This is a genomic window from Spartinivicinus marinus (genome assembly GCF_026309355.1).
GTDB classification, from domain to species: Bacteria; Pseudomonadota; Gammaproteobacteria; order Pseudomonadales; family Zooshikellaceae; genus Spartinivicinus; species Spartinivicinus marinus.
Genome location: NZ_JAPJZK010000002.1, coordinates 68,527 through 81,878, shown reverse-complemented (window position 1 = coordinate 81,878; position 13,352 = coordinate 68,527). Strand labels below are relative to the sequence as shown.

Annotated in this window: 12 protein-coding genes; 8 read left to right on the top strand and 4 right to left on the bottom strand. The window is 35.0% G+C overall.

Translation table 11 applies throughout. The features are described 5' to 3' along the window. Positions 1–42 precede the first annotated feature (42 nt). On the bottom strand, positions 43–579 hold the full coding sequence (locus OQE68_RS28615; RefSeq protein ID WP_180569828.1) for an STY4526/YPO1902 family pathogenicity island replication protein: 537 nt from the start codon (positions 577–579) through the stop codon (positions 43–45). 341 nt (positions 580–920) lie between these two features. Here OQE68_RS28615 and OQE68_RS28610 point away from each other — a divergent pair, with 341 nt between their 5' ends. Beyond that, positions 921–1,544: a helix-turn-helix domain-containing protein gene (locus OQE68_RS28610; protein ID WP_180569827.1), complete on the top strand. Its 624-nt coding sequence runs from the start codon at positions 921–923 to the stop codon at positions 1,542–1,544. A gap of 84 nt (positions 1,545–1,628) precedes the next feature. Here OQE68_RS28610 and OQE68_RS28605 read toward each other — a convergent pair whose 3' ends face one another. From OQE68_RS28605 to OQE68_RS28595, 3 genes are all read right to left on the bottom strand, one after another. Further along, on the bottom strand, positions 1,629–3,746 hold the full coding sequence (locus tag OQE68_RS28605) for a TonB-dependent receptor plug domain-containing protein (protein WP_180569826.1): 2,118 nt from the start codon (positions 3,744–3,746) through the stop codon (positions 1,629–1,631). A gap of 206 nt (positions 3,747–3,952) precedes the next feature. After that, positions 3,953–5,932: a sensor histidine kinase gene (locus tag OQE68_RS28600; RefSeq protein WP_180569825.1), complete on the bottom strand. Its 1,980-nt coding sequence runs from the start codon at positions 5,930–5,932 to the stop codon at positions 3,953–3,955. Continuing rightward, positions 5,929–6,858 (bottom strand): hypothetical protein, encoded by a 930-nt coding sequence (locus OQE68_RS28595; RefSeq protein ID WP_180569824.1) that lies wholly within the window; start codon positions 6,856–6,858, stop codon positions 5,929–5,931. Before OQE68_RS28595 ends, OQE68_RS28600 begins: the two co-directional genes overlap by 4 nt. Positions 6,859–7,108: 250 nt before the next feature. On the opposite strand from OQE68_RS28595, the gene OQE68_RS28590 reads away from it, so the two are divergent. From OQE68_RS28590 to OQE68_RS28560, 7 genes are all read left to right on the top strand, one after another. Continuing rightward, a complete protein-coding gene (locus tag OQE68_RS28590; protein WP_180569823.1) occupies positions 7,109–7,714 on the top strand; it encodes a hypothetical protein in 606 nt (201 codons plus the stop codon). 294 nt (positions 7,715–8,008) lie between these two features. Further along, positions 8,009–8,203 (top strand): hypothetical protein, encoded by a 195-nt coding sequence (locus tag OQE68_RS28585; RefSeq protein WP_180569822.1) that lies wholly within the window; start codon positions 8,009–8,011, stop codon positions 8,201–8,203. Between the two features lie 335 nt (positions 8,204–8,538). Next, positions 8,539–9,903: a PhoPQ-activated pathogenicity-related family protein gene (locus tag OQE68_RS28580; protein ID WP_180569821.1), complete on the top strand. Its 1,365-nt coding sequence runs from the start codon at positions 8,539–8,541 to the stop codon at positions 9,901–9,903. Positions 9,904–10,287: 384 nt separating this feature from the next. Further along, a complete protein-coding gene (locus OQE68_RS28575) occupies positions 10,288–11,229 on the top strand; it encodes a helix-turn-helix domain-containing protein (protein ID WP_180569820.1) in 942 nt (313 codons plus the stop codon). 156 nt (positions 11,230–11,385) lie between these two features. Further along, the gene (locus tag OQE68_RS28570; protein WP_180569819.1) at positions 11,386–11,826 is read left to right on the top strand and encodes a hypothetical protein; all 441 of its coding nucleotides are present in this window, start codon (positions 11,386–11,388) and stop codon (positions 11,824–11,826) included. Further along, on the top strand, positions 11,820–12,887 hold the full coding sequence (locus tag OQE68_RS28565) for a conjugal transfer nickase/helicase domain-containing protein (RefSeq protein ID WP_180569818.1): 1,068 nt from the start codon (positions 11,820–11,822) through the stop codon (positions 12,885–12,887). The genes OQE68_RS28570 and OQE68_RS28565 overlap by 7 nt, the downstream gene beginning before the upstream one ends. A 131-nt stretch (positions 12,888–13,018) precedes the next feature. Then, the gene (locus OQE68_RS28560) at positions 13,019–13,351 is read left to right on the top strand and encodes a hypothetical protein (protein WP_180569817.1); all 333 of its coding nucleotides are present in this window, start codon (positions 13,019–13,021) and stop codon (positions 13,349–13,351) included. Position 13,352 lies beyond the last annotated feature (1 nt).

Below are 13,352 nucleotides of genomic sequence, written 5' to 3'. Positions count from 1 at the left end.
CCCAAATTAGATTGGTGATTGCCATTGGCAAGTAACTGAGTACTAACCTAAGTTAATCTTCATTTGTTTATTATTATTCTGGTTGGTAATGATCTTCCAAACCAAACGCAGACTGATACCTGTTGTTTTAGATATATCTAAATATTTATCTTTATCCGTACCTTTTAGGCGCTCCCATAAACTAATGACCTGAGATTCTTGTTCATCTGTATAGTTTCGTTGCTTTGTGAGGTTAGTTTTATCAGCCATTTTACGTAAGCTAGTGTAGACTTTGGGATGCATAGCAAAAAGCGTTTTCATCATGTCAGCTGATGCGTCTAACGCTATAAATTCACGTTCGATTTGATGACGGTCTTTCTTGTTTTTTGCTATCTTCAATTCTCTTTTAAGGCTTTCAAAATCAAAGCTGTAACTGATGAATTTTTCAGCCCTAGAGATCAACCGCTGCTGTTCTATTAATCCATGTTCAGTCAAGGTCTTAAGCAAGTCCTCTGGAACACCTTTGGCAACTAGTTGAGAGTATTGCTGCTTACTTAACTCTAGATAGAGATGTTGCATAAAAATTGAGCATTCATTCATTTTGCTTCCCTCTTTATCCTTGGGGTTAGTGCACGTTATCAGTACCTATAAGATAATTATACTTACAGATATGTCACTATAAGTATATTTTATCTATATATCAAGAATTATAGTTACATAGCATGGTGTTGTGATAATTTCTAGATCCTATACAAACTTTGCTAGAATAAAGGTAAATTGATTCATAAATGATAGTAATAACAAACAGATTTGTGAGGAATACGTGTAACTTTAGTTACGTATTGACATAATTTGTACACTTTTGATCATAAAGATTTCTTGATTAGCGTCATAACTAGCTGATACATTTAAATATCAGCCAACTGTTTTGATTAATCTATATGCAACCAAAGAAGCCTTTAGAAGAGCTTTTAAGTCCTGATTTAAAAGAGAAACTTGATAACAACTATTACAAAGGCGTTGACCAAGAGAGCTTTGCTAAAAGAGTTAGCTTATTGATTGAAATTGCAGGAAATGCCAGCAATTTAGGAGAATCTACTAATTTAAGTGGTGCGAACATCAGGAAATGGGCTAGGGGTGAGTCTGAACCTACAAGAGAAAATATTATTAAGCTTTCAGCTTTTGGCCATGTTTCTTTAAAATGGTTGATTAAGGGTGAAGATCCTATTTATGATGAGTCGCTTCCTATTATACCAAAAAATCTTCAACTTGATGCACTAAAGAAAAAAGTATCGGCAGGTACTGCTTCATTTTCATACTTAGAAAGAGATGAAATTCTTTGCTGTATTGAAAAATTTAATCATGAGCTTCATGATGGTCCATACGCAATAAAACTTCGAGATAAGCTTGAAGTACGAAATATTACTATTATAAATGATTTTAAATGTAGAATTAGCAAATATGAGTGGAGTAATGCACCCTCAGAGTCGTGGGAAATAAGTGATGAAAATTTAAAAGAAATAATAATTGGTAGAATAATATGGTTTAGCAAAATACTTAAATAGTTAAAGCCTTGGACGTAATTTTGGATTATGTTCAGCAGAGCATTGTTCAGAATTACGTCCAAGGCTCTATAGCCTCTTTGCATTCTACCATCTCAAGCTTGCTTTTATACCCAGTACTGTCTTATCTTGATTTTCAAGTTTGAAATTTCTTTTGTCTCGTGAGGCTGCAAAATTAGGGAGTCGAGGATAATCATGTCTTGGATTTGGCTGGTATTGAGCAAAGAAACGTAGCTCTAAGTTATTGCTTTTCATAAAACTTGGGTGGTAGCCAATATTAAAGTCATAGCGGTTATATGCCTGGGTATGATCATCATTTGAAGCACCATAATAACCTCCACCTACTTGCCATTGGCTATTAAACTTATAAGAAGTTGCTAAAAATCCTGTCCAATGTGAATATTGGGTTTTTTCGATGTCAAAATCTGTACTGTTATCGAGATATGCAATCCCGAAATTAAGCATGAGGTTATCGTACACTTGGATTCCTGATTCAACCTCAATACCCGTTAATTCAGTACTACCATTATTAATGGGATTAAAGTTGAACAAATCAATTTTTGTTGATTGAAGATTATACAACCTGTCCTTGAATATTTTAATATCTAGTGTTGTACCAATTTCTTTGTAATGACCGAAATAACCAATTTCTTGTGAAATTATTTTTTCTGCTTCCAATCCCCCTGGAGATTGTCCCGTCGCAAAGAAAATGCCTGTTTCTCGTCCTGTATAATTTGGCTCTATGTTATACAAAGTATAAGAACGGTTGCCTCTCTGCTCAAATAGGCTTGGGTTACGAAATGATTTAGTCACAGATGCACGAAATGTATGTGATGGTGAAAGATGATAGTTAACTGCAAAACGCGGTGAAAATAATCCACCTATATCATTATTTCGTTCATAAAAGCCGCCAATATTAAAGGTAAATAGTTTACTAGGTTTGTATTCACTATTAATTGAAGCTATGAACGTATTGAGCGATTGCTTACCTGAAAAATAAGTATCAGACTCTGCTGTTTCAAAACGTGTTCCGATAGTACCAACAAACCTCAAATTTTCAGAGTATTGGTATGTATCAGATAATTCAATTGTTGCCCGCATTTCTTGCAAGTCCTGGTTTAAATCCGTGCAAGAATCAAGTTTTGCATTAGGCCCTAATTCACTGAGTTTCGCTTGGAGTGCAGATAAAGCAGCATCATCTTCAACAGTACCACCAGATGGTGTTTTACCCTTTAAAAGACTAAATACATATGATTGGTTTAGCTTGTAAAGCGCTGCGGTTTCATGCAGCATCATAATAGTAGGCCTACAAGATCTCCAATCTTGCTCAAGATCACCGTTAAAATAGGTACCTAAGAGCTGTACATGGTGATCACCTATAGTTTGTGACCACTTTCCACTAATATATGTGTCTTTTCTTTCAATGTCAGGGTTTGTTATTTCTCCACTCTCAACCTCATGAATTTTATTGGTTGCATTAATATGTGATAAAGAAAATTCAAACATACTCTCGCTGTTAATATCAGTTGTTGATCGAATATTGAACGATTTTGAGCCAATGCCTGAATGATAGTCCTCATTAGCAAACGTTTTATCAAAGCCATGTTGATACGAGCTATGGGTACTCAATCTAATCGATGTATTGTTTACTTTTTTTTGTAGTCTAAGAAACGTTTCTTTTGACCCATTGGAATCATAGAAAGTTGAAATTTTATTGAATGATTTTTCGGGTCTCAATGTAATTATATTTACTACTGCAAGCAGTGAGTTAGCACCATATGTACTGGAGGCAGGACTTCGGCTAACTTCAATTCTACTTATATCATTGATTGAGACTGGTAGTGCGTGCCACGGAATTGTTGCAAAATCATATCTATAGAGTGAAATACCATCAATTATAACATTAACTCGCCTTGATTGAATGCCATTAGTGCCATGATAGTTTATTGTATAATTTGAGCCTCTATATGTAACTTGCATACCAGGAACAAGACGCATTGCTTCAGGTATAGAGGTTATTCCGTATAGATTTAACATGTCTTTTGTAATAATAGTCACAGCGTTGGGTGAGTCTTTTAACGACTGTTTCAGCTTGACTGGAGTAATTACGTTTATTACCTCAAGGTCTTCATAATCAAGATCATTTGAATAAACTATATTGGCAAATAATTGACTAAATGAAATAACTAATAACATCCGTTTCATATGACTTCTTTCTTTAAAATACTGACATGTAGTCATAGGTACTATATAGATACATGTAAAGTTAAACAAATTAATTATCTTAGCCGGATAAAAGCCTTGGTTGTGAGTTCTAACGGTTGTGAAGTATACAAGGACTGAATTAAATATATACAACCACTGTGAATTAATTGGTATTACATGAACTACTGCTCATATACTATTCACTGCTATTTTGTTTTGAGTCGATTCATTATGTTATTTATTGTATCTCTACTGTAAGGTTTTGCAATTAACTCATCAAAAGTGTTTAGATATTTACCTATAGTTTTAAGGTTACGCTGATCATAGGCCGCTACGAATAGTGGTGTCTTACAATTATTTCCTATAAACTTTTTACGTATCGATTCAATCTTTTCACTAGAATCTGAATTAATCAGTGTATCACTAATTACAATAGCATCAATATTTAGGGAGGATAATGAGACTAGTTCTTCGTTATATTCTTCTTCATAGATTATGTGTATGTCAAAGTACAGGCAAATATTTTGAAATAATATTTTATTTATTAGCGAGTGATCAGCATATAAAATATTACATTTATTACTAAATTTATTGCTTTTATTAATTTCCTCATCGATTTCATTATTATTTGATAGGGGAAGTATTGCAGTAAAGGAAAAACGAGAGCCTTTGTTAACTTCTGAATATTCTAAATCTATTTTACCATTAAGTTTAGTAGCGATATTACTTGCAATAGTCAATCCATATCCGGCATGAGAAAAATCAGAATATTTTTTACTTCCATCAATAATTGAAAATATCTTTTCTTTTTCTCCAATTCCACATCCAGTATCGGTAACTTGAATGCGAACAAAAGCATGGTTAATATTATGTGGTTCAAAATATGACTTAATTAGTATTTCACCTGATTTTGTAAAATTCACTGCATTCATAAGTAAGTTATTCAGTACTTGTCTTATCCGAATCCAGTCACTCTTGACAAAGATTGGCTTATCGAAACCATTAATGATATTGAAGTCAAACTTTAGCTGATTCGTATCAATATCATTCTTGAATTCGTATAAATAATTATTAATATTTGTATCTAGACAAAAAGTAGCTGGGTTGATATCTATATAATTTGTACCATCTATTGTCTGAAGTAATCCGTCTAAAATTTTATTAATTTCACTGCTGTTATCAATGGATTTAGAAAGTGAATAGTTTGCCTGTTTAATTATTCTATACAATTTTAATAAACTGTCTTTATGATCACCAATTGCAGAATCTAACTTTTCAAATATCAGGTCTTCAGCATCATTCAAATGTTGGGATATTATATCATTCCATGTATCTATACCAGATAACGGTATTTCCAGTCCATAACCAATGCTTGCAATCAAGGTGTCTTTTTGGTTGCTGGCCCTGTCTGCTGACTCGTTAGATGCTGTAACAACTTTAACCTGGTTTTCAAGTTCAGCGGTTTGTTTTCTTATGGTTGTTGCTGCATCTTTTAAAGCAGTTATTACCTGAGAGTATTCGTCAGTACCAACTATTTCTTCATTTAACCATTCATACTTACCTTGCTTAAAATATGATATATGATTCTTTAATAGAGACAAACGTTTAATCAAAGATCTATATAGAAATAAAATTAATGGGATACAGAGTAGTACAAATATTCCAATATTTATCATAAGGTCACCTAGCAGTACTCTGATAGATAGAGCATTAAAACTCTTTTTTTCTATTGAATATGTTAGTTTACCAATGTATTTATTATCACCAGTTGATGCATTGACATCCGATGTTAAATCACTAAGATTAAATCGTTTTGCTTTGAAAAAAAGCCGTTTAGAAAAAATATCTGAGGTGTCAGACTTTTTCCCATAGTTTGCGAATATTTCATTTTCTGAATCATAAATCACAACCATATTTATATCAGTATGTGAAACTAATGATTCCATTACACCTAAAATATCATCATTATTACCTCGCCTGAGAGATTGAATAGCTACCTTATTTAACGTATTCTCTACTACCAGACGTAGATTGTGGATTGCTATTTTAGAAATTGACTCAGTATGTTGGTATGTTGAATAAGTTGATATAATACAATAAATTGATAAAGGTAGTAGTATTATCAACCAAATTTTTAATTTTATTGAAAATCTACTAGCTATAAGGTTGGGCAGGCTTGTTTTCATAGTTTAACCTGCCTTTTTTCATATTGTTGAATCGATCTTTTTAATTGTTTTTCGTTAATTCCAACAACATTTAGAGACCGTATTACATATTTATTTGATATAACCTCATAGAATCTTGAATAATCTGGTTTAGAAAATTCGTGAAATTCATTAAACTTGTTGAACTCGTAGTAGATAGATGATGATATATTCTCTATCGTTGAGTAAGTTGTTGCTAACCCACCGCTTTTTACCAGACTACGACTAAATCCAATAATGCCTTGCTGATTAAGGTCATACGCCTTGATTAATATTTGCTCTACACTAATTTTGCTAAATAAAGCTCTATCTTTTACTAAAATTAATGATCGTGTATTATTAAGGTATTTTAATGTTTCTGCTGCTCCACCATCTCGTAGTTCACTTATAAATAGCTTTACCCCAAGTTTAGTAGATGCAGTTTTATATTCATTGATATATGTAGAGACATATTCAGTATTAATTATACCTGCTGTAGCATTTGCTCCATATAAAGTTTTAATCAAAGCTATTTGTCTGAAAGGGGATGGATCTGAATATATAGCACTAATTGAATTTGAGTGGTTATATTTTTTGCTAATTATTTGAAAAGAGTGCTTTGAAATAAATGTAGCTAGAACTGGAATATTACTATTTTTACTTAAAACATTTTCAAATGAATCAGAGCCAAGTGTGATTAGAATATTTTTTGTTGGATCGAGGTTCTTTATTTTATCAACTATGATTTTTTTTGGTGCAGCATTGATCTTTAAACTAAGTTTTTCTGATAGCTCTCTAACTACTTTTTTAGCTTGTGATGATGCATTGTTTAACTCCACAATCCATAAGTCCAAAGCAGAAGTCTGATTAGATACCAGCATTGCGATTAGTCCAATCAGTACCCTTATTGAAGCAATTAGTTTATACAACAGTCCTCCTTAGCAATGAGCACGCCTTTACCTTCTTAATCATAATATTGTGAAGTAGTGACTATGAGACGCATACAAATGAGGCTATATTTTGACCAACCACACATTTTACTAGAAAATATTATCTAGTGCTAGCATACTTAAGAAGTATTATACCAGCTGGTAAATAAATGGTACAATCTATGTTAACTTACATTTAACATTACTTGGTAAGTATTAGTAAACTACATAAAATGAGAATATGAGTAAAATGAGTAAAGTCGTACTTCTGTCCGATCACAAAAAAGAGTATGAAAATACTGAGGGTCCAGGTTTAGAAGATAATGGCGTTTATTCAGGGTTTTCAGATCGAATGAATGAGTTTCTAGACCATGTAAAGATGGATCTGCCGCCTCTGGACAAAGGTCGAATATCATACATTGCTGAACTCACAGGCTGTTCTAGACAGATAGTATCGATTTGGCTGACTAAAAATAAACCACCCAGAGATAGTGTAGATCAAGACAAGAAGACTTCTCTTTTTAAGCTAGTTGCCTACTTTATGAAACACCTTGATACAGATGTTAGTCTTTATAGAATAGTGGCTTGGCTTAGATATGGAGACGAGGCAATAGAGTCGCCGTTTAAGCAGAAACAAGTTGATGATTTAAAACAAGAGTTGCTAATCCCTCTAGCAGCAAAGGTCATAGTGGAAGAAGCTAAAGCAGCAAATATGTCAATGTCTGCTTTTAACTTGCAACTAGTTCTTGAGGAAACATTAAATATTCTGTTTGATTTTGATGTTATGTCCTACAAAAACATCCTTCCTCCTCACAGAAAGATTATACTTCAGTGCATAAAGAATAACTCTCACTAACTACTTTCATTTCGGAATTACCTCACTTCATTAGAAGTAAATGAATACAAACTCATAAATACTGTTATTCCATCGTTGAAAATAAATCCTTTTTGATATTGACTCTAAGTAATATAGAGTTAAAATGTTTTTGTCGTACAGTAAATTTTATTTGTCATCATTGATAGATAGTGTTGTATATAGAATTACTCTGTTCTTTAATATGATGATTAATATTGTAACGTAAAACTAAATATATAATTGGATGTGAACTGTAAATATATATCTATGATTTTGTATTGGTGAGGTATTTTTATGGGAGAAGAAGAGCTGTTTGTTTGTCCTTTATGTAAGCAGGAGTCAATATGTAATACTGGCAAGCAGTTTATATTTGAAGGGATTAAAATAGACACATTTAATTGTAAAAAATGCAGTTTTCAAATTATTGGCAAGGCAGGTTTTTTTAATAATGAGCTAGCTATAAACTCCCTTCATATTAGTTATGGTTAATTGTCTGGAATTTATAGGCTCCAAAACAAGCAGTAGCTGCAAAAAGCATTTATTAGAAGACTCGATTGAAGCAAGTTGTTGGTTATAAAAAATACAGTGTACAATCTCTCGTCATACCTCTGATAGATTATTTTCAGTAACCAAATATTACACATCAGCATTATTTTTTAGAGTATTATTCTGCGACTAATTGTCTTAATTTTTCAAAAGGATCTAAACAGTTGTTAATTATGGATTTTCAATCCCAATACAAGACCAAAGCTGTGCGAACTTTTATATGCGGGTGTGCTTTGGGGATTATTACTGGTTGTACATTTGCTGCTTCAGAGTCAAATATGAGTCAAAGCTGTTCTGATAAACAGTTAGCTCAAGAGCCACAGAATGTACTATCTTGTTTTATTAATAAGGAATCATCAACTCAAGCCGAATGGACACTCGTCAGTTCTGAGCAAAACGGTTCTATCACAATCTATACCTATGACTTGACTAGTCAGAACTGGCCAGAACAACAGCTTAGTAATGCAGGTAAAGATTGGCATCATAAGCTAACTATTTATGTTCCTAGAGAAGTGACCAGTCAGCAGTCGTTGTTGTTTATTAACGGTGGTACTCGTCATGCTGAAGAGCAGAAGTATTTACCAGCCCCTGAACAAGTCGATTTTCTCAGCATCGCATCAGAGACTAAGACTGTTGTAGCAGACTTACAGGACATCCCCAATCAATATTTACGGCTCGACGATGACGTTGCCCGACGTGAAGATGGAATCATGGCTTATGGGTGGAATAAGTACATGGATAACCCACGACAGAATACGGGTTGGATTGGGCATCTCCCCATGGCGAAAGCCGTAGTAAAAGCGATGGATGCAATTCAAGCTGAATCTGAAGCTCAATCTTTTCCAAAACCAAAGCAGTTTTTATTAGCTGGCGCCAGTAAGCGAGGTTGGACAGCTTGGCTAACTACTTTAGTTGATGATCGAGTGAATTCGATTGTACCCATAGTCATTGACATACTGAATACAGAGCAAAACTTGGATCACATATACAAAAGCCTGGAAGAATGGCCTTTAGCATTTAGGGATTATGTTCAGCAGGGCGTTACAGATAGGATTAAGAGCCCTGAATTTAGTAAATTAATGCAGATAGAAGATCCAATTGCCTATTTACCAAACAAAAAGTACCACGCAAGGTTATCAATACCTAAATATATTATTAATGCTTCCTCAGATGATTTTTTCGTACCTGACTCATTAAATCAGTACATTGAACAATTGCCTGGTGAAACAGTGGTAAGAATTGTGCCTAACCAGCGCCATTATATTGATTTTAAAATAGTGGGTAAGGCACTAAAAGACTATTACAAAATGCTGGTAAACCACGAAGAGCGACCTAAAGTTCTATGGCAAGCCAGTAGTGACAACCAATATGTTGAAGTCACAACACTATTTAAGCCAAAGCAAGTCAAACTATGGCAGGGGTATAATCCAGAGAAAAGAGATTTTCGTATTACCTCTAAAATTCAGTATGAAGCTTCACCATTGCAAGGTAACTGTGTAAAAGGGCGATGTACATATAGGTTACCAGTGGATCAACACAAGACTGGATATACTTCACGTTATGTTGAGTTCCTGTATCAGGATGGCGAGCATAGTCTAACCACGACTTCACCTGCCTTTATTACACCTAATACATATCAGTAGGTAATTGATTGTAAATTGACCATATCTATGGTCAATTTCAGGTTTACGCTTAAAAATACGACAGGTTAAATTATAGACAAAGTATATTATTAAAACCCTGAAACCAAAAAAGCCCCAGTGCGGTAACACTAGAGCTTTATAAACTTGGTCATAAGCAGTCTAAATTATGAAATTAAGGTCCTCAACGACTTTAATTTTAATCCGAGACTGCTTATCAGGCAAGCTTTGTCTTCAAAAAAGGCGAGTCTCGTTATGCAACAGTTATTAGTTTTATCACTTCATTTCATCCCTAATTCCGCATGTGACGGGAATTCAGGCGAATTTAGCCCTCCCTTTACTTGTTTGAATTTTCTTTACTTCGATCTATGGAATTGAGGAATCGCTATGTCTTACCAAGCTGTCAATTGGGCAAAAGATCAAGATGACTTATTACTATCTGAAAAGGCAGTGCTCAAAGCACTCGCTGAACGAGCGGATGAGAACAATAGGTGTTGGCCAGGTAAAAAGCGCATCTCTAAGGACTCTGGCGCTTCAATGTCGTCTGTTAAACGAGCAATCAAAGTATTGTGCGCAAAAAACTACATTGATTATGAAGAACGCCGACTAGAACGAGAAGACAGAAATCTCACCAACATATATACGTTGAAAATTGGAAATCAGTCGGTTAAATCTTCACCAGTAAATGAGGTGGAACCTAACTCTATTCAGGAGGAGCCTACTTTAGAGGCGGATGATTTTTGTTCGAATCCTGGTGAACCTAGGGAGGTTCATGATGAACCCAGGGGGGGTCATAGTGATCCCCTAAAATCCATAGAATATTCAGAAAAAGATATTATTATTAAAGAGCATTGCTCAAAAAACAATCTGAGATCAAATTTTAATCAGAAAAACCCTAATAAGCAAACAATCTGTCAACAGCCCAAAAAGACTATTCAAGCAGTTAACGCCAAAGTACTTGAGCAAATCAGGCAAGTACGCGGTGAAGAGTTTACCAACGCCAATGCGTTACTGATCAGGTCCAAGCTGACAGCCAACGAAGACTATTGTCGTAAGCGTGGTTTTCCCCCAGACTTCTGGATGGCTTACCAATACGTCGAGACAGGAATTAATAATTATCTGAAAACTCAGTACCGAACGGCAAAAATAACTGCCGCACGCGATGAGAAGGCCGCAGCAACGGCTAATCACTTGCAGAGCATCGCTAAGAGTATACAGAAAAAAACGTCGGATATTATTTGGAAGTCACGTACAACACTTGAGGCTTTAACTGATACCACTTGGGCAGATGCAATAAATTTTGATAACGAGTTTGAGTGCATCAGTTAGCGCTGACTCCTTGTATTATGGGTATGGGATCGAAACAAGGTCGCTCATTGGGTAGCAAAAGAATTCGGCATTTAAAAATGAAAGATTAACCCCTTCCAACTCATAGAGAAAGTTGTATGCTTTTATAAAAGCAAATTTTAAGGGGCATAGAACAAGATGCAAATGGGCAAGTCGGTGAATTTTGAATACTCTGAAGATGATATTCTGTCACTACTAAATAAAGCAGATAGCAAAGAATTTCAGCGGTGTCATGCATTCTTCCTATTATTTATGGACCAAATTAGAGGCATAGAGGAGTATATTGATTGGGATGAACACCCAATTAAGGAATTAAATCAGTTACTACGTGATACAGGCCATTGGAGCTTTAAAACGATTGAACGTTGGTTACCTAAACTAATAATAAACAAGCTTAGTATTTTTACTTACCAGTTTTTAGGTGCTGACTATGTGTCTCGATGGAATATAAAAGAGCAAACCTTTAGGTCGTTCGCTTTTGAAAATAATCAAATATTTGCTATGCCCAATGACGACAGTTACCCCCCTAAACGAGAGATAGCAAACTGGTTGACCAGTGGGCTCACACAAAAATGTTAAAGCAGGTTATAGGGTGGATTTTCCCCAAGACATTACCGAAACCTACACAAGAACTCAGCGATGATGTGAAGCATTGTCTCGTGCAGTTGGATCGTTTGGCTGGTGTGCCAAAAGAGTACTTTAATCAGTATTACCTCAGTCCTATCAAAAAGTGGGATCAACTAGCCAGTATCGATTATGATCATAACGTACTAGTTGCTAAGCTTGAGGTCATTCTTAAGGTATTAAGAAGAATGAAAGGCGCTATACTGCCGCATGGCGTACGGCCAGAGATGATTAAGCAGAAGCAGTATCAATGGCAATACGGTATATTCGTGGCTGCCCTCATCTATGACTCACATAAACACCTAGCATTACCGACTAATGAAGATGCGGCCTTAACAGGATTACTACCCATCAAACATACAACATTGTTGATAGAGGGTAATCAAAATAAGAATGTATTATTCATAAAGCAGTTATTTACCGGTGACCCTCTGGAATGGGTACAAGAAGACGAGCAATTAATAACCACCTTAATTAAAGCGATTAATGATCCTTTCGGTGAACCAATGATTGGTGAATCGTTAGTATTTGCTTATCAGCTAATACATGAAAATAAAGCGACGCCTAAGCCGGTAGAACCAGACATCATCAGTGAGGTACCCATAAAAGCGGAACAACCTCACTCAGTAGAACCCACTGAGAATAAACCAAAGAAGCCAGAACTCTCCTTAAAGGATATTGGAAACGAGTTTATTGAATGGGTGATTAGTGAAGTCAATAGAAATAATTTAACGGTAAACAAACCTGATTCCCTTGTCTATGAACCTCGGTACGGCTTGGCTTTATTGACGCCTGATATTTTTAAATTATATGAGTCCAAAAAAGGTGTGCCTTATATGACGACTCAAAAAGGGCTGCTAAAACTCAAGATACACGCCAGTATTTCTGGAAGTAACACCAAAAAAGGCCATTTACCCAACCGGTTTTTACAAGCCACTTACATATTAATTAATTCACCAGAGGTTTTAGAGCGGATTGAGATTACCAAGGATGAAGATAAGGAGTTGGTTGGTTAACGTCTCCAGATAACTGCGTTGTAAAAAGAATTCGGCATTGAAAAATGAAAGATAAGTGTATTGCCCATCACAATTAATTCTGTAAATATTTGCAACACGATTAATTTATCCGACACAAGGATTTATGGGCAATGCCTCAAGCAAGTACTTTGTCTACATGGACTCGACCTATGTCATTTGAAGATTTTTATTTTGAATATAATAAGAAGTCTGAACGTAAATATACCATCGAATCACTAGCGGTATGGATGGCGTGGATACAAGAACAGTTAAAGTATGAAGAAAAGCGGGTACCTTTAACCCATCATTATCGATCACCAACCTTAGCGCTGTTATCACATGCAAGGTCAAAGAATCCAAGGCAATTAGAGTTAGTATACGCTTATCTTTCGTTGGTCATTGACGGGGATAATACCAAAGCTAAAAAACTGAATCGTGGAATAAAGCTGCTTAATAAACCATAAG